Source organism: Sanguibacter sp. Z6_81 (assembly GCF_057180625.1).
In genome coordinates this window covers 69,769-91,254 of sequence record NZ_JBXUFV010000002.1, presented here as the reverse complement: position 1 = coordinate 91,254, position 21,486 = coordinate 69,769, and the positions used below count along the sequence as shown (strand labels likewise).

At 71.8% G+C, this 21,486-nt stretch carries 18 protein-coding genes and 1 tRNA gene; 5 read left to right on the top strand and 14 right to left on the bottom strand.

The features are described from left to right. The first annotated feature begins 17 nt into the window (after window positions 1-17). Window positions 18-1,040 (top strand): RecB family exonuclease, encoded by a 1,023-nt coding sequence (locus tag AC2AXK_RS05415; protein ID WP_484344338.1) that lies wholly within the window; start codon window positions 18-20, stop codon window positions 1,038-1,040. Here the strand turns inward: AC2AXK_RS05415 and AC2AXK_RS05410 are convergent. Next, window positions 1,012-1,752 (bottom strand): HAD family hydrolase, encoded by a 741-nt coding sequence (locus AC2AXK_RS05410; protein WP_484344337.1) that lies wholly within the window; start codon window positions 1,750-1,752, stop codon window positions 1,012-1,014. The genes AC2AXK_RS05415 and AC2AXK_RS05410 overlap by 29 nt on opposite strands. A gap of 94 nt (window positions 1,753-1,846) precedes the next feature. Between AC2AXK_RS05410 and AC2AXK_RS05405 the strand changes: the two genes are divergently transcribed. Further along, window positions 1,847-2,380 (top strand): hypothetical protein, encoded by a 534-nt coding sequence (locus AC2AXK_RS05405; RefSeq protein WP_484344336.1) that lies wholly within the window; start codon window positions 1,847-1,849, stop codon window positions 2,378-2,380. A 59-nt stretch (window positions 2,381-2,439) separates the two neighbouring features. On the opposite strand, the gene AC2AXK_RS05400 is transcribed toward AC2AXK_RS05405, so the two are convergent. Next, the gene (locus tag AC2AXK_RS05400) at window positions 2,440-3,315 is read right to left on the bottom strand and encodes a PfkB family carbohydrate kinase (RefSeq protein ID WP_484344335.1); all 876 of its coding nucleotides are present in this window, start codon (window positions 3,313-3,315) and stop codon (window positions 2,440-2,442) included. Window positions 3,316-3,449: 134 nt separating this feature from the next. Between AC2AXK_RS05400 and AC2AXK_RS05395 the strand changes: the two genes are divergently transcribed. Then, a complete protein-coding gene (locus AC2AXK_RS05395; protein WP_484344334.1) occupies window positions 3,450-4,391 on the top strand; it encodes a PAC2 family protein in 942 nt (313 codons plus the stop codon). A 12-nt stretch (window positions 4,392-4,403) separates the two neighbouring features. Here AC2AXK_RS05395 and mshC read toward each other — a convergent pair whose 3' ends face one another. The 3 genes from mshC to AC2AXK_RS05380 are packed head-to-tail and all read right to left on the bottom strand — an operon-like array spanning window position 4,404 to window position 6,952. Further along, a complete protein-coding gene (gene mshC, locus AC2AXK_RS05390) occupies window positions 4,404-5,687 on the bottom strand; it encodes a cysteine--1-D-myo-inosityl 2-amino-2-deoxy-alpha-D-glucopyranoside ligase (protein WP_484344333.1) in 1,284 nt (427 codons plus the stop codon). 59 nt (window positions 5,688-5,746) lie between these two features. After that, complete coding sequence (locus AC2AXK_RS05385; RefSeq protein WP_484344332.1) at window positions 5,747-6,613, bottom strand: undecaprenyl-diphosphate phosphatase; 867 nt, start codon at window positions 6,611-6,613, stop codon at window positions 5,747-5,749. A gap of 48 nt (window positions 6,614-6,661) precedes the next feature. Next, window positions 6,662-6,952: a primosomal protein gene (locus AC2AXK_RS05380; RefSeq protein ID WP_484344331.1), complete on the bottom strand. Its 291-nt coding sequence runs from the start codon at window positions 6,950-6,952 to the stop codon at window positions 6,662-6,664. Window positions 6,953-7,124: 172 nt separating this feature from the next. Between AC2AXK_RS05380 and AC2AXK_RS05375 the strand changes: the two genes are divergently transcribed. Then, window positions 7,125-7,364 carry a DUF5703 family protein gene (locus AC2AXK_RS05375; protein WP_484344330.1) on the top strand — a complete coding sequence of 80 codons (240 nt, stop codon included), beginning with the start codon at window positions 7,125-7,127 and terminating at the stop codon, window positions 7,362-7,364. Window positions 7,365-7,401: 37 nt separating this feature from the next. On the opposite strand, the gene AC2AXK_RS05370 is transcribed toward AC2AXK_RS05375, so the two are convergent. The 3 genes from AC2AXK_RS05370 to AC2AXK_RS05360 all read right to left on the bottom strand — a co-directional run bounded on the left by AC2AXK_RS05370 (window position 7,402) and on the right by AC2AXK_RS05360 (window position 12,132). Next, complete coding sequence (locus AC2AXK_RS05370; protein ID WP_484344329.1) at window positions 7,402-8,739, bottom strand: M20/M25/M40 family metallo-hydrolase; 1,338 nt, start codon at window positions 8,737-8,739, stop codon at window positions 7,402-7,404. 5 nt (window positions 8,740-8,744) lie between these two features. Continuing rightward, complete coding sequence (locus AC2AXK_RS05365; RefSeq protein WP_484344328.1) at window positions 8,745-10,820, bottom strand: M3 family metallopeptidase; 2,076 nt, start codon at window positions 10,818-10,820, stop codon at window positions 8,745-8,747. Window positions 10,821-10,920: 100 nt separating this feature from the next. Then, complete coding sequence (locus tag AC2AXK_RS05360; RefSeq protein WP_484344327.1) at window positions 10,921-12,132, bottom strand: AI-2E family transporter; 1,212 nt, start codon at window positions 12,130-12,132, stop codon at window positions 10,921-10,923. A gap of 259 nt (window positions 12,133-12,391) precedes the next feature. Here AC2AXK_RS05360 and AC2AXK_RS05355 point away from each other — a divergent pair. Next, a tRNA-Leu gene (locus AC2AXK_RS05355) sits at window positions 12,392-12,476 on the top strand. 186 nt (window positions 12,477-12,662) lie between these two features. Here AC2AXK_RS05355 and AC2AXK_RS05350 read toward each other — a convergent pair. The 6 genes from AC2AXK_RS05350 to AC2AXK_RS05325 are packed head-to-tail and all read right to left on the bottom strand — an operon-like array spanning window position 12,663 to window position 21,351. After that, window positions 12,663-13,526: an alpha/beta hydrolase family protein gene (locus AC2AXK_RS05350; RefSeq protein WP_484344326.1), complete on the bottom strand. Its 864-nt coding sequence runs from the start codon at window positions 13,524-13,526 to the stop codon at window positions 12,663-12,665. Window positions 13,527-13,558: 32 nt separating this feature from the next. Continuing rightward, window positions 13,559-14,407: a serine hydrolase domain-containing protein gene (locus tag AC2AXK_RS05345; RefSeq protein WP_484344325.1), complete on the bottom strand. Its 849-nt coding sequence runs from the start codon at window positions 14,405-14,407 to the stop codon at window positions 13,559-13,561. Between the two features lie 26 nt (window positions 14,408-14,433). After that, a complete protein-coding gene (locus AC2AXK_RS05340; protein ID WP_484344324.1) occupies window positions 14,434-15,447 on the bottom strand; it encodes a dihydrodipicolinate synthase family protein in 1,014 nt (337 codons plus the stop codon). 51 nt (window positions 15,448-15,498) lie between these two features. After that, window positions 15,499-18,894, bottom strand: coding sequence for an error-prone DNA polymerase (locus AC2AXK_RS05335; RefSeq protein WP_484344323.1), 3,396 nt, complete (start codon window positions 18,892-18,894; stop codon window positions 15,499-15,501). Beyond that, window positions 18,887-20,524 carry a DNA polymerase Y family protein gene (locus tag AC2AXK_RS05330; protein WP_484344322.1) on the bottom strand — a complete coding sequence of 546 codons (1,638 nt, stop codon included), beginning with the start codon at window positions 20,522-20,524 and terminating at the stop codon, window positions 18,887-18,889. The genes AC2AXK_RS05335 and AC2AXK_RS05330 overlap by 8 nt, the downstream gene beginning before the upstream one ends. Further along, a complete protein-coding gene (locus tag AC2AXK_RS05325; RefSeq protein ID WP_484344321.1) occupies window positions 20,521-21,351 on the bottom strand; it encodes a hypothetical protein in 831 nt (276 codons plus the stop codon). Before AC2AXK_RS05325 ends, AC2AXK_RS05330 begins: the two co-directional genes overlap by 4 nt. Window positions 21,352-21,486: the final 135 nt, after the last annotated feature.

Sequence of the window (21,486 nt, the reverse complement as noted above, 5' to 3'; positions counted from 1 at the left end):
CGCTCTAGGCTCGTCCCATGCCCACGACGAACCTGCCTCCCTTGCCGCCCACCGGCGAGGCTCCCCTCGTCGGTGACGCGTCCGTCGCGGTCGCGTCGACCCCCCTCGGGGCGGGCGCCGTCGGGGACGGCACCGCGTCTCCGGAGGCGTCCCGCGCTCCGCGCGTCCCCGCACTGTCCCCGTCGCGCGCGAACGACTTCACGCGGTGCCCGCTGCTGTTCCGCCTCCGCGTCGTGGACAAGCTCCCGGAGCCACCGAGCAGCGCTGCTGTGCGCGGGACGCTCGTCCACTCCGTGCTGGAGCGGCTCTACGACCAGCCGCTCGGGGAGCGCAGCGTCGCGCACGCGCACGACCTGCTCCCGCAGCAGTGGGGTCGACTCACCGAGGCGAACCCGGAGTATGCGGCGCTGTTCACGTCGAGCGAGGAGACGGACGCGTGGCTCGCGGGCGCCGGGGATCTCGTCCGGACGTACTTCACGTTGGAGAACCCGGACCGGCTCGAGCCGCACGCCCGGGAGATGTTCGTCCAGTCCCAGCTCGACGGCGGACCGCTCCTGCGCGGGATCGTCGACCGCCTCGACGTAGCGCCTGACGGGGCCGTGCGGGTCGTCGACTACAAGACGGGAAAGTCTCCCCGCCGGGGGTACGAGGCGTCCGCCGAGTTCCAGATGCGCTTCTACGGTCTCGTCGTGTGGCGTGAGCGGGGCACCATCCCTGCGATGCTCCAGCTCGTGTACCTCGGTGACGGCAAGGTCCTGCGCAACGTGCCGACGGAGAGCGACCTGCTCGAGACCGAGGGCCGCATCCGGAGCATCTGGTCCGGCATCGAGGAGGCGGCGCGCAGCGGCGTGTGGTCGACCCGGCGCACGCCGCTGTGCGGATGGTGCGCGCACCAGAGCGTGTGCCCGGAGTTCGGCGGCACGCCGCCCGAGGTCGACCCCGACGCGGTGGAGCGAGCGCTCGGCGTCCGGCCCGGAGACCACGCGCCCGGTGCGGGCCTGTCGCTCCCGATCACCCCCGTGCTGCGACGAGGTCGATGACCTCTCCGCTCATGACGCGCTGGACGAGCTCGGGAGTCATCTGGTCCAGGGACGTGAGGCGGGTGAGCCGCGGGTGCTCCTCGAGCGGCACCATGACCTCGATGCCCACCGGCACGCCGCCACAGGCGAGCGCCGAGCCGATCCCCGAGGGTGAGTCCTCGACGACGAGGCAGTCCTCGATCGGCACCCCGAGCAGCCGTGCTGCGGTGAGGTACGGCTCGGGGTGCGGCTTGCCGTGGGTCACCTCGTCGCCCGTGACGACCGCACCGAACACGCCCTCCGGGCCACGCGCGACGACGGCGTCGGCCAACGACCGGAACGACGCGGTCACCAGCGCGCACGGGACGCCCGCATCCCGCAGCCGCTCGAGGACGGCGACGGCGCCCGGCTGCCACGGCACCTCGGCCGAGACCGCCACGGTCACCCGGGAGATGAGGAACTCGATGACCTCCGGCACCGACAGCGGCACGCCGAGCGAGCGGAACACCTCGGCCGAGGCAGGCAGCGGGCTGCCGACGAGCGCCAGCCCCTGCTCGTGCGTCCACGGCAGACCGTAGGAGCTCATGAGCTCGATCTCGGCTGCGATCCAGTACTGCTCGGAGTCGATGAGAGTGCCGTCCATGTCCCACAGGACCGCTGCCGGGAGCGCTCCGTCGGTGGGCGCGGACGAGCTGTTGTGACGCGCGGTCGTGGCTTCAGAACGGGTGGACACGGTGAGCCCCTTGACTGTCGATGAACGAGGTCGTGCAACCTCTGACCCTAACCGGCCCTCCACGCCCGCCCCGGGTCCGTGAGACTCTTCCACGATGCACCCCCCACGCACGGCCATCACGACCGTCGCGGTGTCGTTCGCTCTCGCGACGGGCCTCGCCGCGTGCGCACCCGACGACGCTCCCGCCGTCGCACCTGCCGCTGAGCTCCCGACCGTGGAGCTCTCGACCGGCGAGACCGTCGTGGTCCCTCCCGGCGCCCCGCTCCCGACAGCGGTCGTCGAGGATGTCAGGGCCCAGCTCGGCGCGAAGCTGGTCGTTCTCGAGTCATTGGAGTTCCTGCCGGACGGCGGTCTGACGGACGAACAGCGCGTCGTGTCGCAGGAGGCCCAGACCATGGCGAAGGAGCTGGCACGTGCCCTCGGCACCGCTTCCGGCACGACCGTCTTCGTGGTCTACCCGCAGTACCTGTCGATGAACGGCGTGACCTACGCGCTCGCGTGGAGCGCGACCTACTTCGAGATCGTCGGCGTCCACGACGCCTCCTCCAAGGACGAGGTCGCCGACATCGTCACGGCATGGGTCGAGTCCCAGGCCGATCCGTCCGCGTTCGAGGTCATCGTCCCCTGATATCCGAGCGGGCAGGCTCGACGTCGGTCGCCGAAGGTCCGAGGGGACCGTCTCCGGCGCTAGGCCAGCCAGTCCCGCGTGCCGAAGCTCTGGACAGAGAGCGCGGCGACCTTCGCCGCCCGGTCGAGCGCGCGGACGAACCCTGCGGGGCTGAGCCCTCCTGCGGCGATCTCGTGGGCGAGGGCGCCATGGAAGAAGTCACCGGCACCGAGCGTGTCGACAACGTCGACGCGTGGTGGCTCGACGTCACCGACGGTGCCGTCGACCGCGTAGGTGAGGGGCCGGCCCCCTCGGGTCACCGCCGCGTACCGGACCCCCCGACCGCGCAGGTACTCGAGCACGGCGCCGGGTGTGTGCTCCACGCCCGGTGGGCAGAAGTCGGCCGAGACGACGGCGACGTCGACCCATGGGAGCAGCCGGTCCGTGTGCGCCTTGACGCTCCCTCCGTCGAGGATCACCGGGACACCGAGTGCTCGGGCGCTCGTCATCATCGGCAGGGCGAGATCAGCGTGGTACTGGTCGACCAGCACGGCCGAGAGTCGTGAGACGTCCACGACCGGGGCGTCGCCGTCCCGCCAGTCGTACGTGCGCGAGGCGTCGCCCGCGGAGATCACGGCCCTGTCCCCTGACCGCTCGGTGACGAGGATGGACGCGACGACGGGCGGTCCCACCTCGTCCGAGTGGTTGCTGATCTCGACCCCGCACGCGCGCAGGTCGGCAGTGATCCCGTTGGACAGGGGGTGGTCCGGGATCCGGGTGACGAGGACGGCTTCGCTCCCGCAGTGCACGCCGGCTACCGCGGCGTTCGCCGCCGGTCCGCCCGCGGCGACGGTGAGCCTGCGCGCCTGGACCTTCTCGTCAGACGCGGGGACATCGACGACCAGCTGGACGACGTCGAGGGTGCACAGGCCGACGAACGCGATGCGGTGTGCCATGGGTCTCTTTCCGGAGGGTTCGAGTGCATCCTGCCAGGTCCCGAGCACAACGAACGTCCGCGGCTCACGCCCCCGTGCCTGAGCAGGCCGCGGGCAGCGCCGCCGGATGTCTGCCGTCGCTCTAGGCTGAGGGGATGAACGTCCCTGCGTCTGATCCCCGGCCCGACCCCGACCGGTCCACCTCCGACCAGCCCGGCTCTGGCGAGCCGCACGTCCCCACGACCGAGGCGACGGCCTCGGTGCACGCCGCGGACGGGTCCGACGCCATCGTCCTCGCCGCCTTCGAGGGGTGGAACGACGCCGGGAGCGCCGCGACGTCTGCCCTGCTGCACCTCGCGGACATCTGGGACGCGGCTCGGATCGACGAGCTGGACCCCGAGGAGTACCACGACTTCCAGGTGAACCGGCCGATCGTGTCGAGCGGCCCTGACGGGTCGCGAGAGATCACGTGGCCCACGACGACCATCTCGCTCGCGCACGGCTCCACGACCGGGCGCCGCGTGGTGCTCGTGCACGGCATCGAGCCGTCGATGCGGTGGCGGAGCTACTGCGCGGAGATCCTCGGGATCGCGAAGTCCCTCGGCGCGTCCACGGTCGTGACGATCGGGGCCCTCCTCGCGGACGTCCCGCACACCCGACCCATCCCGGTGACCGTCACCTCCGACGACCCTGCCGTGCAGGCGCTCCTCGACGTCGAGCCCAACACCTACGAGGGGCCGACGGGGATCGTCGGTGTGCTGCACAGCGCCGCCCAGGATGCTGGCTTCCACTCGCTGTCGGTCTGGGCCGCGGTCCCCCACTACGTGGCACACCCGCCGTCACCCAAGGCGACGGTCGCCATCCTCACGCGGTTGGAGACGTTCCTGGGCGAGAGCATCACGCTCGGGGACCTCCCGGAGGATGCGGAGGCGTGGCAGCACGGTGTCGACGAGCTCGCGGCCGAGGACACCGAGATCGCCGAGTACGTCCAGCAGCTCGAGGAGGCCAAGGACACCGTCGAGCTCCCTGAGGCGAGCGGTGAGGCCATCGCCCGGGAGTTCGAGCAGTACCTGCGCCGTCGCGACAAGGGGTCCTGAGACTCGCTCCCTCTAGAGGCGGACGCCGAGCAGGGAGTTCACCGCACGTGAGATGACTCCGGGGGCGCCCTCGACGACCGGTTCTCCGCCGACCAGGGACCGGGCCGCCCAGGCGTCCACGGCCGCGAGCGCTGCTGGCGCGTCCAGGTCCGCTGCGACGGCATCGCGGATCGCAGCGAGCGTCGGGTCGGGGTCCGGTCCGCCGTTGCCCGAGACCGATGCGCGCCACGTCTCGAACCGCGCCTGGGCGGTCGCGAGGTCGGCGTCCGTCCATTCCCAGTCGCTGCGGTAGTGGTGGGCGAGCAGCGCGAGGCGGATGACCATGGGTTCGACGCCCTCGTCGCGCAGGCGGGAGACGAACACGAGGTTGCCCCGCGACTTGCTCATCTTCTCGCCCTCGTACGCCACGAGTCCGGCGTGCACGTGCGTGCGTGCGCCCGCAGTGGTCGGGTCGGTCTCGGCGCCCGCGAGGAGGCGGGCGTGCGACGTCCCCATCTCGTGGTGCGGGAACAGCAGGTCCGCACCGCCGCCCTGCACGTCGAACGACGAGCCGAGAGCGCCGCGGGCGATCACAGCACACTCGATGTGCCATCCGGGGCGCCCCGGACCGAGCACTCCCCCGTCCCAGGCGGGCTCGCCCGGTCGCTCCCGCCGCCACAGCAGCGGGTCGAGGCGGTGACGCTTGCCCGGGCGGTCGGGGTCCCCGCCGCGCTCCGCGAAGAGCCGCTCCATCGTGGCGGCGTCGTAGCGGGACACCCGCCCGAACGCCGGATCGACGCTGAGGTCGGCATAGACGTCGCCGAGCCCGGGCGCGTCTCCCCCGGCACCTGGCTCGAGCGGCACCCGGTAGGCGGCGCCGGCCTCGAGGAGCGCCGCGACGGTCTCGGCGACGGCAGGGATCGTCTCCACCGCACCGAGGTAGACGTCGGGGGGCACGACCCCGAGGGCCGTCATGTCTTGTGCGAACAGCGCGGTCTGGTCGACGGCGAGCTGGCGCCAGTCGACCCCCGTCGCCGTCGCGCGCTCGAGGAGCGGGTCGTCGACATCGGTGACGTTCGATGCGTAGGTCACGGTGCGGCCCGAGTCGCGCCAGGCACGCACGAGCAGGTCGAACGCGACGTACGTGGCCGCGTGCCCGATGTGCGTGGCGTCGTACGGCGTGACGCCGCAGACGTACAGGGTGGCGGTCTCGCCCGGCGCGGCGACGACGAGGCTCCCGGTGGAGCTGTCGTGGACGCGGACGTCCTCTCCACGTCCGGGGAGTTCAGGGATCTGTGGGGCGGGCCAGGTGAGCACCGACCAAGACTAGCCGCGAATGTCGGCCGCCCTGCCCTCCCATCAGGCCCGTCGCAGCCTCATGCGCCACCCGTGGGACTGAGCACCCCGACAGCGAGGAGCACCACGACGACGAGGGCAAGTCCGAGGCGGTACTTGACGAACGGCGCGTAGCTGAACGTCGAGACGATCTTGAGGAAGGCGATGATGACGAGGTAGCCGACGACGAACGCGACGAGGGTCGCGAGGAACGTCACACCGCCGCCGGGGGTCCCCGCCGCTCCGCTCTCGCCCGCCGAGCTCACGAGCTTGTAGAACCCCGAACCGAGCACTGCCGGGATCGCGAGGAGGAACGAGTAGCGTGCCGCCGCCTCTCGCGTGTACCCCATGAGCAGACCCGCCGTGATCGTGCCTCCGGAGCGTGACACCCCGGGGATGAGGGCCATCGCCTGGGCGAACCCGAAGTACAGGGCGTGCTTGGCGGTGAGGCCCTCGAGCGGGGTGCGCTTCGCGCCGACCTTGTCCGCCCAGCCGAGGATGAGCGCGAAGGCCGCGAGCATGAACGCGATGAGGTAGAGGTTGCGGAACGTGTTGTCGATCGCGTCCTCGAGCAGCAGTCCGAGGACGACGATGGGAATGCTCCCCAGACCGATGTACCAGCCCATCTGGGCGTCGTGGTCGCCGGCGCCTGTCCTCTCCCGCCACCCGGTGCCGTTGTCCCCGCGCACCGCCCGCCACCACGCGGAACAGATCCGGGCGATGTCACGACGGAAGTACAGCAGCACCGCGGTCTCGGTGCCGATCTGCGTGATCGCTGTGAATGCGGCGCCCGGGTCGTCGATCCCGAGGAGCTCGGCGACGATCCGCAGGTGGGCGCTGGAGGAGACGGGGAGGAACTCCGTCAGACCCTGGACCAGGCCGAGGAGGATGGCTTCGAAGGCATTCACGGTGGGACACGTTACCGGCACCCGGGCACCGGCTACGAAGGACGCCCGTCAGTCGTCGTCGCTGGCGTCGATCTCGTCGAGCGGCACGATCTCGTCGTCCTCATCGTCCTCGTCGCCCTGCTCGTCGTCGTCGTCATCGTCGTCGTCGAGGAAGAACGGCGTGGCTTCTCCGTGGACCTGAGCGAGCGCCCCGTCGTACACGTCGAACGCGTCGGCGAGCACGTCGTACGCGTCGTCGATGGCGGGATCATCCTCGCCCCGACGGCCCACGATCGCCGAGTAGTGAGCCTCCAGGGCAGCGACGAATCGGTCGAGAGCGGCGCGGGGGTCGACGGTCATACCCTGACCGTAGCGCTCCCACGCCCCCGCCTCCACGTGGGGTGAGGCCGTACCGGGAGAGATACCGCGTATCGGCGCCCAGCCCGCCTGCATCCTGTCCTGGTATGTTCGACGGCACGCCAGCCGGAACCCGCCGGCCCGGTGTGCAGGAACTCGTCGAAGGTGGTGCACGATGGTCGGTATCCCCGCCGCACGTTCCGGCCACGGGGGCCAGTGGGCCGCCCAGGGCCGGCAGTACGAGTACCGCGTCGTGACGATCCCGCGCGACGCCTCCCGCTCGCAGACCCGCCAGCTCCTCACCGAGGAGGCTGAGTACGGCCGGTGGGAGCTCGCGCGCTCGGCGCTCTACGTCGGGGGCGAGCGCCGGGTGTGGTTGCGCCGCAAGATCATCCGGGTCCACAGCACGCTGTGACGCCCGGCGGCAGCCTTCCGCGCGGCGGGCTGGCCGCTCAGCAGTCGCGCAGCAGCCGGTCCAGCACCCGCACCCCGAACTGCAGCGCGTCGACCGGCACCCGCTCGTCGACGCCGTGGAACATCCCGGGGAAGTCCATGTCCGCCGGCAGGCGGAGCGGGGCGAACCCGTACCCGACGATCCCGAGCCGGGCGAGCGACTTGTTGTCCGTCCCGGCTGACAACGCGTAGGGCAGCACGGTGGCGCCCTCGTCCTCCGCCAGGACGGACGCGACCATGGCGTCGACGAGGTGCCCGTGGAACGGTGCTTCGATCGGGATGTCCTCGTGGATCGGTTCGATGCGGACGTGCGGCCCGGCGAGCTCCCGCAGGGTGTCCATGCCGGTCTCGACGTGCCCGGCGAGGAATCGCGCGTCGATCGACGCCTCGGCGCGGCCCGGGATGACGTTCGCCTTGTAGCCCGCCGAGAGCTGGGTGGGGTTGGAGGTGTTGCGGACGGTCGCGCCGACGAACCGGGCTGCTGGCCCGAGCGCTGCGATGAGCCCGTCGACGAGCGCCGGGTCCTCGGCGTCGTAGGGCAGCCCGGTGAGGTCGGAGACCCCACGCATGAGGGCGTCGACGGTCGGCGTCATGACGTAGGGCCACTCGTGCTGGCCGATGCGGGCGACCGCAGCGGCGAGGTGCGTGACCGCATTGTCCTGGGCGACCTGGGAGCCGTGCCCCGCGCGCCCGTCAGCGACGAGGCGCAGCCAGCCGATGCCCTTCTCGGCGGTCTGCAGCAGGTACGCCCGGTGTCCGTTGATCTCGACGGAGAACCCGCCGACCTCGCTCACCGCCTCCGTCGCGCCCTCGAAGAGCTCCGGCCGATGGTCGACGGCGTACCGGGCGCCGTACTCACCGCCGGCCTCCTCGTCCGCGAAGAAGGCGACGACGACGTCGCGCGCGGGACGGCGTCCCTCACGCACGATCTGCCGGACGACCGCGAGGATCATCGCGTCCATGTCCTTCATGTCCACGGCGCCGCGCCCCCACAGGAGCCCGTCGATCTCCTCGCCCGCGAAGGGGTCGACCTGCCAGTCGGCGGCCTGCGCCGGGACGACGTCGAGGTGACCGTGCAGGACGAGCGCCGGCCGCGCGGGGTCGAGGCCGGGTATGCGGACGACGACGTTCGCGCGGCCGGGCGCGGACTCGAAGAGCTCGGGCTCGAGGCCCACCTCGTGGAGCAGGTCCATGACGTACTCGGCCGCGGCGCGCTCGCCCGGCCCGGAACCGTCCCCGAAGTTCGACGTGTCGATCCGCAGGAGGTCCTGGCAGATGCGCGCGACCTCGTCCTCCGCCGTGGGGTGTCCGGTGCTGGGGTCGTGGAGGGTGGCCATGGCCGTCAGGCTACCGGTTCCGCCGTGGTCACCAGCCCACGACGACGGAGCAGGGGCTCGATGTCGGGTCCCCTGCCCCGCAGCTGCTCGAAGGCCACCATCGGGTCCATGGAGCCGCCCCGTGCCAGGAGCGTGCGGCGGAACTCGTCGCCGTTCTCGCGGCGCAGACCCCCGCGCTCGGCGAACCACCCGACCGTGTCCGCGTCGAGGACCTCGGACCAGATGTAGGAGTAGTAGCCCGCCGAGTAGCCGCCGCCGAAGACGTGGTTGAAGTACGTCGTGCGGTACCGCGGCGGGACCGTCGCGAGGTCCAGACCGGCGGCAGCGAGAGCCGCCTCCTCGAACGCCTCGACCTCCTCGACGCTCGTCGGGACCTCCTCGGGCGCGAGCTGGTGCCACGCCTGGTCGAGGACGGCAGCGGCGAGGTACTCCGTCGTCGCGAAGCCCTCGTTGAAGAGACGGGACGCATCCATGGTCCGCACCCACTCCTCGGGCAGGGGTTCCCCCGTCTCGTGGTGCACGGCGTACGCCCGCAGGATCTTCTCGTCCCACGCCCACATCTCGTTGACCTGCGAGGGGTACTCGACGAAGTCGCGGGGCACCTCCGTGCCCGAGTGGGACGGGTAGCGGACGGCGGAGAACAGCGCGTGCAGCGCGTGGCCGAACTCGTGGAAGAGGGTGATGACCTCGTCGAACACGAGCAGCGTCGGCTCCCCCGCCGACGGCTTGACGATGTTGAGCGTGTTCATGACGACCGGGCGTCCACCGAGCAGGTCGCTCTGGTCCGCCAAGGTGTTCATCCATGCCCCACCACGCTTGGACTCACGCGTGTAGGGGTCGAGGAGGAAGAGCCCGAGACCTGTGCCGTCGGCGTCGAAGACCTCGAACACCCGGACATCGGGGTGGTACGCCCGCAGGTCCTCCCGCGGGCGGAACGTGATGCCGTAGAGAGCCGTCGCAGCGCCGAAGACGCCCTGAGTGAGGACCCGGTCGAGCTCGAGGTACGGACGCAGGAGGGTGTCGTCGAGCGCGTACCGCTCCTTGCGCACCCGCTCCGCGTAGTACGCCCAGTCCCATGCCTCGAGCTGCGCCTGCGGCCCGACGTCGGCTGCGAGCGCGTCCTGGAGGATCTGGGCCTCGCGCCGGGCATTCGCCGCCGCGGCGGGAGCGAGCCGGCTGAGCATCGCGGAGACGGCCTCCGTCGTGCGAGCGGTGCCGTCCTCCGCGATGTAGGCCGCGTGGTGGTCGTACCCGAGGAGGCGTGCGTGCTCGGCGCGTGCTCGGGCGAGCTCGAGGACGATCTCCCGGGTGTCGGTGTCGTCGCCGGTCACGCCCCGCGTCGTCGACGCCCGGTGGACCCGCTCGCGGACCTCGCGGCGGCGCAGGGTCGCGAGCACGGCCTGCTGCGTGGGCAGCTGCATCTCGAGCAGGTACCCCTCGGTGTGCCCGCGGTCGGCTGCAGCCTGCCGAGCGGCAGCCACGACGTCGTCTGCCAGGCCCTCGAGGTCGGCGGCGTCCTCGACGAGGACGCTCGCGGAGTTCGCGCCCGCCAGCAGCCTGCGTCCGAACGCTGCCTCGAGGGTCGTCATGCGGGCGTTGAGCGCACGCAGCTGCTCCTGCTGCTCGGCCGGCAGGGCGATCCCGGAGCGTCGGAAGTCCCGGAGGAGGTTCTCGAGCAACCATGCCGTCTCGGGGTCGAGCGTCAGGTGGCCGGCAGCCGCCTCGTCGGCGAGGCGCTGGACGCGGGCGTGGAGGCCCGCGTCCATGAAGATCGCGTCGTGGTGCGCCGAGAGCTCGGGGGCCAGCGTCTCCTCGATGTCCTCGAGCTCCGTCGTCGCGTCCGCTCCTGTGACTGTGTTGAGCACCGTGAGCACGCGGTCGAGGAGCTCACCGGAGCGCTCGAGGGCCTCGAGGGTGTTCTCGACCGTCGGCGGCTCGGGATTCGCCACGATGGCCTCGACCTCGCGACGCTCGGCGGCCATGCCCTCGCGGGCGGCAGGCAGGTAGTGCTCGGTGCGGATCGAGGCGAAGTCGGGCAGGCCGTACGGGAGCGACCACGGGGTCGCGAAGGGGGTGCTCATGACTCCATTCATACGGGAGATCGAGCCGGACGTCGATCTCCCCACCTCCCGGCGCACGGCCTACGAGCCCCACCCTGTGCCGGGCCGACGCAGGGCGCTGTCAGGCCTTGGCGACCGGGAGGTCGGACGGCGGCGCGATGTCGTCGTCGCTGTCCCCGACGAGGTCGGCGTCCTCGTCGTCCTCCGGCATCGGTGGGTCCATGTGTCGCAGACGGGAGAAGATCGCCCACGCCACGGCGACGAGCGGGACGGCGATCACGGCTCCGAAGATGCCCGCGACGAGGGTCCCGCCCGCGACGCAGAGCGCGACGACGACGGGGTGCAGGGACACCTGCTTGCCCATGATGAGCGGCTGCAGCACATGCCCCTCGAACTGGCCGATGAGGGCGATGCCGAGCCCGACGACGGCGGCCTTGACGATCCCGTCCGCGGCGAGGGCGACGACCATCGCGATGACCATCGCGATGGGCGCGCCGACGAGCGGGATGAACGCGCCCATGAGCACGAGGACCGCGAGAGGCGCGGCGAGCGGCACGCCGATGATGGACAGGAAGATCCCGGCGAAGGCCGCGTCGGAGACAGCGATGATGAGCGTCCCGCGCGTGTACCCGGAGAACGTGTACCAACCGGCCCCCCCGACGACCTTCCACACGCCCCGACCGCCCTCGGGGAGCTGGTTGAGGAACCACGTCCACATCTGCTCGCCCCGGGCGAGGAAGAACACCGTGCAGAAGATCGCCAGGGCGAGCACGGCGAACACCTCGACGACGGTGCCAGCCTGCTCGAACGCGGTGTCGGCGATGACCCCTGCGTGGTCCTGGACCCACTTCTGCCCCTCGGCGACGAGTCGTTCGACGTCGTCGAGCGTGATGGTGAACGGCAGGGGGCCGTCCTCGAGGAACTTGATGATCTGGTCGGTCCCTGAGGCGAACTCCTCGGACAACGACTTCCACTGTCCGGCGACCGACGCGACCACATACGTGACGAGGGCCCCGACCACAGCGAGCCCCGAGAGCATGGCCAGGGCGGTGGCGAGGCTCCTGGGCATGATCCGGCCGTACAGCCCGACGATGGGACGCAGCACGGCCGTGAGGACGAGCGCGATGAAGACCGCGACGAACAGCAGGTGGAGCTGGGCGGCGGCATAGAAGACGAGGGAGATCGCCGCGACGACGAGGATGAGGCGCCAGGACCACCCGGCGGCTGCCTGCAGCCATCCGGGGACGGTGTCCGTGGGCGCCGCGGGTGCGGGCGGTCGGATCGTCGCGGAGTTCCGCCTCGCGCTGGCGGTCCGCACGCGTTGCGCTGCCATCCGCACTCCCGTCTCCGTGAGATGTGATGTGGCACACCTCGTTCACCTGCGCGAACACTAGTCTGCTGCACGCGAGGGCGCTCGGCCCAGCGGTTGCGACCGGTTCGCGGAGGTCTGGCACCGTTCTGGCCGCGTCGACCTATGGCGTCGACCGTGCCCGGCCCTGAGGTCCGAGGCGGCGATTCATGCCCCCGGCCGAAACCGTGCTAGATTTTCCGACGCACCCAAGAGGGCGGAAACGCTCCTCGAAGGTCCACCTGTCCGGGTGGCGGAATGGCAGACGCGCTAGCTTGAGGTGCTAGTGCCCTTTATCGGGCGTGGGGGTTCAAGTCCCCCTCCGGACACTCGTTGAGACAGCGAACAGTACAGGCCCCGACTCGCGGAAACGCTGAGTCGGGGCCTGTGCTGTTGTCCGGCCTCCGGCGGAGGGCTGCCCGCATGGCGGGGTCCCCGGCTGGGTGCGGATGCCTGGTCCGAGGATTCCCCGCAGCCTCACGATCAGTCCTCGTCGCGATCAGTCCTCGTCGCGATCAGTCCTCGCAGTCCGCCCGGTAGTCGGAGACACGTGGGTCAGCGACCGGCCCCGGGCAGAGGAACTGCTCGTACCGGGTGTCGTTGTCCACGTAGCGCTTGAGCCAGGCGATCGAATATGCCGCGAGCGCCGGCGTCGGGACGGTGGGGGTCGAGTGGTCGGCCCCCGCGAGCTCGAGGAACACGCTGTCCGTCTCCTCGTCGAGGCTGTCGTAGAACCGCAGCGAATAGTCCTCGGAGGACGCCACCGGGTCGTTCTGGGCGCTGATGAGAAGCGTCGGGGTCGTCAGCTCGCCCCACGTCTTGTCGAAGCTGAAGCCGGCGAGCGGGATCGCCGCCTGCAGGCTCGGGTCTGCCACGGCTGCCTCGAGCGCTCCTCCCCCGCCCATGGAGTGGCCCATGACGGCACGGCGGTCGTCGTCGACGAGGGTCTCGGCGGGTCCGTCGTCGGAGATGTGCTCGAGGGCGGCGAGGAGCTGCTCGCCGCGGGCGGGAGGCTGGTCATCGAGCGCGAGCGTCTCGATGGTCACGACGACGAACCCGTGCGAGGCGATGCGTGGCCCGAGCCATGCCACGGCGGACTCCGGGGACCGGAAGCCCGGGGAGATGGCGACCGCGCCGAACGTCTCGTCGGTCTCCGCCGGGTAGTAGAGGGTGCCGCCGCCGAAGTCGACCTGCGGCGCGATCTCGGCGGCGAGCACCTCGAAGGGGCCGGTCTCGGCCTCGAGGAGGGCGGCGGTCGGGGTCGGGCCGCGCTCGTGGCTCTCCTCGGGGACGACCGGCTCTGTCCCGCACCCCGTGAGGGCGAGCAGCGACAGGGTGACGACTGCGACGAGGCGGCGTCCGATATGTACGGTGGTCACCCTGGCACACTAACGGCTCGCACCGGTACGGGTCACGAGGAGGGCTGCTGGTCGGCGACCGCGGGGGCGCTGGCCCGCTCCTCGAGGATGGCGTCCGTGAGCTGGGGCCACAGGTCCTGGGTCCACGGACCGAAGTCGCGGTCCGTGAGGGCGACGCAGGCGAGCCCGGCGTCGGGGTCCACCCAGAGGAAGGTCCCGGACTGGCCGAAGTGGCCGAACGTCCGGGGTGAGCTCCGCGATCCGGTCCAGTGCGGTGTCTTGCCGTCGCGGATCTCGAACCCCAGGCCCCAGTCGTTGGGGTCCTGGCGTCCGTAGCCGGGGAGGATCCCCACCCGGCCCGGGAACACGACGGTCGTCGCGTCCGTGAGTGTGCTGGGGTGGAGGATCGTGGGGCGTTGCAGCTCGGCGGCGAAGAGGCTGAGGTCGGCGAGCGTGGAGCGCGCGTCCGCGGCGGGCGACCCCGGGCACGACGTCGCGTTCATGCCCAGTGGCGCGAGGACACCTTCGGTGAGATATGCCTCGAAGGCGATGCCGGTGCGCTCCGCGACGAGGTCGGCGAGGACCTCGATGCCGCGGTTGGAGTAGATGCGCCGCTCCCCCGGCTTCGCCCGGACCTTGTCCTCGCTGAAGTCGTACCCCGCGGTGTGAGCGAGAAGGTGGCGGACGGTCGATCCCTCGGGACCGGCCGGGTCGTCGAGCTCGACGGCCCCCTCCTCCACGGCGACGAGCACGGCGTAGGCCGTGAGCAGCTTGGTCACGGACGCGAGCCGGTACTCCCGGTCGGGGTCACCGTGCGTCCCGAGGATCTCTCCGCTTGCGCTGACGACGGCGACGGAGGCGTGGTGGACGGGCCAGGTGGAGACGAGATCGAGGCTGTGCATCCCCCGACCCTAGAACACCGCCGCGGTCAGCCGGCGTGCCGGCCCGGACGCCCCGAGGATTCCTTGGCTGTCGCGTCGACGGTCTCGTCGGGCGTGGTCGGCACGACGTCGCGGGGGCGCCGGGGGGCCGGTGGCTTCGGCAGCTCGATCCCGGACAGTGCCATCTCGACGAGGGCGCGCGCGCTGCGCGGGAGCGGGAGCAGCGGCTTGGGCAGGACGCCGACGTCGAGGCCACGGACGTCGGCGATGGTGTGCGCGGTGCGGATGCCGCCGTACTGACGGACGATGACCGTCAGCGGCGTCAGCTGACGTTGCAGTGCCCGGGCCTGGGTCGTGTCTCCGGCGGCTGCTGCGCGGGCGATCGCCACGCAGATGTCCGGCAGGACGCCAGCGAGGGTGGAGTGCCAGGAGGATGCGCCTGAGAGCAGGATCTGGGCGCCGAGGGCGTCGCCGCTGAAACCCCAGTCGAGCCGCTTGGCGGTGCGCTGGGGCAGGTCGGCGGCGACCTTGGCCATGCGGTCCTTGATGTCGGTGGCATTGACACCGCGGTCCTTGAAGCCGGCCACGCCGGCCAGACGGCCGAGCCTCGCGAGCTCTCCGAGGGAGAAGCGGTGACCGGTGGTGGCGGGATTGTTGTACACCCACAGCGGGATGTCGGATGCGGCGGCGGCGTCCCGGTACAGCCCGAGGATCTCCTCCGGGTGGAGCGGCTCGTAGGCCATCGGCTGGAGGAGTGCGCCGCTCGCGCCTGCCGCGGACGCCTCGGCGAGGTTCGCGACGACCTCCGCGGTGCTCAGGGCGCCGACTCCGACGAGCACGGGGACGCGGCCGTCTGCTACCTCGACGGCGCTGCGGGCGATGCGCTTGCGAGCGGTGCGGGGCATGTAGGCGAAACCGCCTGTGCTGCCGAGCACGCCGATGGAGCTGGCGCCGGAGACGATGGCCTCGTCGACGAGCTGCTCGAACGAGCGGGTCAGCAACCGCCCGTCGTCCCCGCGTGGGGTCAACGGGTAGGCGACGAGGGGACCGATCGAAGGCATCAGTTCAGACTAGTCATATTGGCGGGGTTTGGGTGAGCCGAAACGCGCACGTCAGCGAAAGTCTCGTGAAGATGACGTGACCTGCAGTGATAACGCTGACAGGTGCTCCGCGACGAGGTTCGTGGCCCCGTCGGACCGTTCGATGCGGCCACGCACGACGAGGGCCGCGGAGGTGCGGGCGGTGCGGCGGAACCGCTGCCACAGACCGGGCGAGCAGACCACGTTGAGCAGCCCGGTCTCGTCCTCGATGGACAGGAACGTCACCCCTCGTGCGGTACCGGGACGTTGTCGGTGGGTGACGATGCCGGCGACCGCGACCCTCCTGCCGTGCTCGTGAGTGAAGGCCTGCGACACGAGGAGCACCCCTGCTCGCGCGAGGGTCGGGCGCACGTACTGGGTGGGGAAGGAGTCGACGGTGACTCCCGTGGCCCAGGCGTCGGCGACGGACGTCTCGATGTCGCTCATCCCGGGCAGCGTGGGCGCGTCGACGCCGACCGAGACTCCCGGCAGGGTGTCCGGGCGCTCCTGCGAGAGGGCACCTGCCGCCCACAACGCTTCGCGGCGCTCGACGCCGAGGCACTCGAGGGCACCTGCGGTGGCCAGCGCCTCGAGCTGCACAGTGGTGAGCCGCGTGCGTCGGGCGAGGTCGCGCAGGTCGAGGAACGGACCCCCGGCGGACCGCTCGTCGACGAGCGCCTGCGCCACGTCCTCGCTGATCCCGCGGATCGACTCGAGCCCGAGCCGGACCGCCAGCTGCTGCCCCGCCCGTCGACCTGGAAGGGGGTGGCCCGGTGGTGGTGGGGCCTCGTCGGGCACCCACTCGTCTGGCACCCACTCGTCCGGCACCCACTCCACGACGGCCCGGACGTCGGAGGTGAGGACGTCGGGGCGCAGCACGGTGACGTTCCGGCGGCGCGCGTCGGCGACGAGTGACTGCGGCGAGTAGAACCCCATGGGTTGGGCGGCGAGGAGCCCGGCGTAGAACGCCGCCGGGTGGTGCACCTTGAGCCACGAGCTGGCGTAGACGAGCAGCGCGAAGGAGTAGGCGTGGGACTCGGGGAAGCCGAAGTCGGCGAACGCCTTGAGCTTGTCGAAGATCTGCTCGCCGACGGCGGCGGTGATCCCGTTGCCGGCCATGCCGGCGAGCAGGCGGGCGTGGAGTGCCTCCATGCGCTCGGCAGAACGCTTGGACCCCATGGCCCGGCGCAGCTGGTCGGCCTCCGCGGGGGTGAACCCGGCGACGTCGATGGCCATCTGCATGAGCTGCTCCTGGAACAGCGGCACGCCGAGCGTCTTGGACAACGACTTCTTGAGCAGCGGGTGCAGGTAGGTCACGGCCTCCCGGCCGCGTGCACGGTTGATGTAGGGGTGCACGGAACCACCCTGGATGGGTCCCGGGCGGATGAGTGCCACCTCGATGACGATGTCGTAGAAGCAGCGGGGCTGCAGGCGCGGGAGGGTGGACATCTGTGCCCGGGACTCGACCTGGAACACCCCGACCGTGTCAGCCGCGCACAGCAGGTCGTAGACGGCGGGGTCGTCCTGCGGCAGCCCGTGGAGCGTGAGCTCGACACCCTCGTGCTCACGGACGAGGTCGAACCCGATGCGCAGGGCGGTGAGCATGCCGAGGCCCAGCAGGTCGAACTTCACGAGCCCCGCGTCGGCACAGTCCTCCTTGTCCCACTGCAGCACGGTGCGCCCCGGCATCCGGGCCCACTCCACGGGGCACACCTCGATGACGGGCCGGTCGCACATGACCATCCCGCCGGAGTGGATACCCAGGTGGCGTGGGAGGCGCAGCATCTGCTCGGCAAGGTCGACGACCTGGTCGGGGATGTCGTCGAGATCACCGGAGCTCTCCGCAGAGGGCTGCCGCCACATCCCCTCGCGGGCGAGGCTGCGGTCCTCCCTCGCGGTCTGCGGGACCGGTGGGGTCGACGCGACGGCCGACCCTGCGGCAGGTGCGTCTGCGGGCGGCATCGGTTGGGGTGCACGCAAGGATCCCCACCGTTCGATGCGCTTGCTCCAGGCGTCCTGCTGCCCGACGTCGTACCCGAGGGCACGGGCGGCGTCGCGGACCGCGGAGCGTGGCCGGTAGGAGATGACGTTGGCGACTTGCGCGGCGTGGGTGCGCCCGAAGCGCTCGAAGACGTACTGGATGACTTCTTCCCGACGTCGGGACTCGATGTCGACGTCGATGTCGGGGGGGCCGTCGCGCTCGGGGGCGAGGAACCGTTCGAAGAGCAGCCCGTGGTGCACGGCGTCGACGGCGGTGATGCCCAGGGCGTAGCAGACGGCGGAGTTGGCGGCCGAGCCACGGCCCTGGGCGAGGATCTTGTTGACGCGGCAGAACTCGACGAGGTCGTAGACGATGAGGAAGTAGCCGGGGAAGTTCAGCTCCTCGATGACCCGCAGCTCGTGGTCGATCTGTGCGTACGCGCCCGGGACCCGTTCCGCGTCCCGGGTGCCGTAACGATCCGCAGCTCCACGACGGACGAGCTCCCGCAACCAGGTTGCCTCCGTGTGTCCCTCCGGGACGGGGTAGGGCGGGAGGTTCGGCGCGACGAGCTTGAGGTCGAACGCGCACTCCGCACCGAGGGCGGCCGCGGTGGCGACGGCCTGCGGGTGCTGGCGGTGCCGCACGAGCATCTCCTGCGGTGAGCGCAGGTGGGCGGTCGGGGCACCGGGCAACCATCCGTCCATGTCGGCGAGGGACGACCGGGCGCGGACCGCCGCGAGCGTCGCGGCGAGCTCGGCGCTGCGCGGGTGGGCGTAGTGGGCTGCCGTCGTGGCGACGACGTGCAGGTCGCCGGCGGTGTGGGCGAGCTCGACGAGATGGGTGTTGCGCTCGCCGTCGTAAGGGTCGCCGGTGTCGGTGATCTCGACGGCGACGTTGTCGCGACCGAAGAGCGCGACGAGCTGGTCGAGCTCTCTGCGTGCGGCTGCGGGGTCCCACCGAGGACCGGGCCCCAGCGCGTGCCGGACGGCTCCCTTGCGGCAGCCGGTGAGGACGAGCCACTCCCCCGCTGCCTGCTCGCCGAGCTGCTCGAGGGAGTACTGCGCGGCTCCCTTGCGGCCGGTCGCGAGGTGGGCGGTGGCGATCGCGCTCGAGAGGTTGCGGTACCCCTGGGGTCCTCGGGCGAGCACGAGGAGGTGGTGGGCACGGGGGTCGGGCACACCGGTGGGCGCGTCGAGCGCGCCGTCGGTCCGGGGCAGGTGGAGCTCCGCCCCGAAGATGGTCGGCAGCCCCAGCTCCCGGGCGACCTCGGCGAACCGCACGACGCCGTAGAGGCCGTCGTGGTCGGTGATGGCCAGGGCGGACAGGCCGAGCCGGACGGCCTCGGCAGCCATCTCCTCGGGGTGGCTCGCGCCGTCGAGGAAGCTGAATGCGGAGTGCGCGTGCAGCTCGGCATACGCGGGGTGGGGGCCCGAGGTGCGCTCAGTCATAGAGCGCCTCGCAGGTCCAGCGCCCACCGGTGCAGGCAAGCAGGAGGGCGGTGCCGTCGTCGAGCACGGCCTGGAGGTAGACGCGGCGTCGGGGGTCGCCGGTCCACCATCGTTCGGCGAGGGGCCAGGGGCCGGCCCACGCGTCGATCCGGCGGGGACCGTCGGCGGTGACGACGGCGACGGGGTCTGCGCTCATGGAGAGCCGGACGTTGACGCCGACGAGGTGCCCGGCGGCGTCGACGACGTGCACAGGGGTGGGCTCGGGGAGGACGGTCGCGGGTGCGGGCTCGGGGAGCCGACCCGGCCACGGTGGTTCGGCCGGACGCACGGCGGGGTCGGCGTCCCCCCAGGGCACGAGGTGGACACGGTCGGTGAGACCTCGTCCGCCCTGGAGGGTCGCGGAGAGGACGCCGTCGCCGCCGAGGATCCCCTGGACGCGTTCGGTGACGCGGCGGGCCCGCAGGTCGTGCCCGCTGGCGGCGCCCCACAGCCGGCCCTGCTGGGACCCGGCGGGCGCCACCTCCTCGGCGACGATGCCCAGCCGCACGAGGGGTGAGGGCTCGGGGTCGTCCCCGGCGCGGCTTCCGGCTCCGTTGAGCCAGCCCTCGAGCTGCCAACGGACGCGGTCGGTGATGCGCCCTGCGGAGAGGCCACCGAGCGCGCCGTCGTCGGTGCGCCAGGTGCGGACGAGGTCCACCCCGGACTCGGTGCGTGCCGTGATGCGGATGCGCCCGCAGGTGACGGAGCGCTCGAGGATGAGTGCGTAGATCTCTTCCGCGAGCGAGCGTGCGGCGAACGCAGCGATGTCGACGCGCTCGGCCGGCGGGTCGAGCACGCTGACGACCTCGATGTCGGGTTCGGTCCGGCGCCTGGCAGGTGGACGCAGGTCCGCTCCCCGGGCGAGGCGGTGCGCCCAGCGTCCGACGTGACCGAACCGGGTGTGGACGTCTGCCTCGGCGAGCGCAGCGAGGTCACCGAGGGTCCGTAGCCCCAGCCGGGTCCAGAGGTCCACGAGGTCGTGGATTTCCCGGACGGCGGCGGGGGTGGTCGCGGCGTGCAGGAGCGACCCGAGCGGGTGGTCGGCCAGGTAGTCGACGGACGCACCCGGGGGCAGGATCCGGGATGTGCGCGCGGCGAGGACCGCCGCGAGGATGCCGTCGGCCACACCGACCTGGCTCTCGTAGCCGGCGGCCCGCCCGACGGTCTCGACGAGGCGTCCGGCGAGCGCCTCCTCGGAGCCGTGGTACCGGCTGGCCCCGGTCGCAGGGAGCAGCACGAGTCCCGGCCGGGCGATCTCGAGCCCGGCGACGAGGGTCTCGACAGCGAGGGCGACGGGCTCGAACTCGCGGGCGTCGCGTCCGTCGTCGGCCGGGAGCAGCTCCAGGGCGGGGCAGCACTCCTGGGCGGTGCGCAGCCGCATCCCGCGGCGCACCCCCTGGGCTCGGGCGGTGGCGGAGACGGCGGTGGTCCGACGCCCGTCGTGCACCGCGGTGGGGCGGTCGGCGGGGACCCCACCGGTCCGCATCGCGGCCAGCACGGGCCAGTCGGGGACCCACACGACCGCTGTGCGATACGCGGTGTCCGGGGTGTGCGGCGCGCCCGGGGTGGTCGTCACCTCCTGCGTGCTCATCCGACCCTCGCCAGGCCGGGCGCGCGACCCACCGCAGGAGCGGGAGCGTGCTGGGGTGGTACGACGACCGCGTCGCCGACCGGGAAGCAGACGTCGAGCCGTCGCGCGGCGCCCGTGCCCCGCCCCGACCGGCTGACGGTCAGCTGTCGGCTGCGGAGCCGGCCTGATCCCAGGCCGAGGCCGGACCACTGGCTGTGCTCTGTGGTCAGCACCATGTGCGCGCCCTGCCAGGGTGTCGTCGCGAGGATGACACCCGCACGCTCCCGGGCACGGGACGTCAGCCGACGTCGGTCGGTGTCGAGCAGGACGGCGTCTGGTCCCACGACCACGACGTCCATACCGTCGAGGAGCGCGGCGACGACGACGGCCGACTCCACCCCGGGCCGAGGCACGAGGACGAGGCGCTCGAGGACCACGCCCATCTGGGCCGCGGCCACGAGCCCGACGGCGGGTGCGCCCACGACGGCGGCCCACCCGCCGTCATGGGTGACCTCGGCGAGCATCGCGAGCAGCAAGGAGGTGGACCCGGTGACCACGGCGGCGCTCCCCCGCCGCAGTCCTTCGGGAACGAGCGGGCGGAGCTGGGCGGGGACGGGCAGCGCCGGACGTTCCGTGCTGGTCAGCCCGACCTCCGGCCCTGCCGCTGCCCCGGTGGACGGGGATGCCGGGGCAGTCACCGGGGTGGGGATGGGCTGCCCACCCACCGCCGGTACCGTCGTCACGATGCTCAGCGTCCGCGCACCGGTGTGCTCCTCCGCGCGACGCAGGGCCTCCCGCGCCCGGGCGGCACGGTCTGCACGGTCGACGGAGACGGTCTGGGCGGACATCATCCCTCTCCTCACGGTCGACTCGGGCGTTCGAACACCTGTTCGAACAAGCGTACGACACCCTGCTGACAGGGAACGTCCGCCCGACGGACATCACCCCATGCGTGCACGCAGGGGGCATGGCACCGCATGATG

Bases quoted from the DNA above. Each gene is read 5' to 3' on its own strand.
- AC2AXK_RS05370 (WP_484344329.1), bottom strand. From the start codon at position 8,739: ATGGCCACCCTCCACGACCCCAGCACCGGACACCCCACGGCGGAGGAC.
- AC2AXK_RS05325 (WP_484344321.1), bottom strand. From the start codon at position 21,351: ATGTCCGCCCAGACCGTCTCCGTCGACCGTGCAGACCGTGCCGCCCGG.
- AC2AXK_RS05400 (WP_484344335.1), bottom strand. From the start codon at position 3,315: ATGGCACACCGCATCGCGTTCGTCGGCCTGTGCACCCTCGACGTCGTC.
- AC2AXK_RS05415 (WP_484344338.1), top strand. From the start codon at position 18: ATGCCCACGACGAACCTGCCTCCCTTGCCGCCCACCGGCGAGGCTCCC.
- AC2AXK_RS05395 (WP_484344334.1), top strand. From the start codon at position 3,450: ATGAACGTCCCTGCGTCTGATCCCCGGCCCGACCCCGACCGGTCCACC.
- AC2AXK_RS05375 (WP_484344330.1), top strand. From the start codon at position 7,125: ATGGTCGGTATCCCCGCCGCACGTTCCGGCCACGGGGGCCAGTGGGCC.
- AC2AXK_RS05340 (WP_484344324.1), bottom strand. From the start codon at position 15,447: ATGCCTTCGATCGGTCCCCTCGTCGCCTACCCGTTGACCCCACGCGGG.
- AC2AXK_RS05335 (WP_484344323.1), bottom strand. From the start codon at position 18,894: ATGACTGAGCGCACCTCGGGCCCCCACCCCGCGTATGCCGAGCTGCAC.
- AC2AXK_RS05380 (WP_484344331.1), bottom strand. From the start codon at position 6,952: ATGACCGTCGACCCCCGCGCCGCTCTCGACCGATTCGTCGCTGCCCTG.
- AC2AXK_RS05405 (WP_484344336.1), top strand. From the start codon at position 1,847: ATGCACCCCCCACGCACGGCCATCACGACCGTCGCGGTGTCGTTCGCT.
- AC2AXK_RS05345 (WP_484344325.1), bottom strand. From the start codon at position 14,407: ATGCACAGCCTCGATCTCGTCTCCACCTGGCCCGTCCACCACGCCTCC.
- AC2AXK_RS05360 (WP_484344327.1), bottom strand. From the start codon at position 12,132: ATGGCAGCGCAACGCGTGCGGACCGCCAGCGCGAGGCGGAACTCCGCG.
- AC2AXK_RS05330 (WP_484344322.1), bottom strand. From the start codon at position 20,524: ATGAGCACGCAGGAGGTGACGACCACCCCGGGCGCGCCGCACACCCCG.
- AC2AXK_RS05365 (WP_484344328.1), bottom strand. From the start codon at position 10,820: ATGAGCACCCCCTTCGCGACCCCGTGGTCGCTCCCGTACGGCCTGCCC.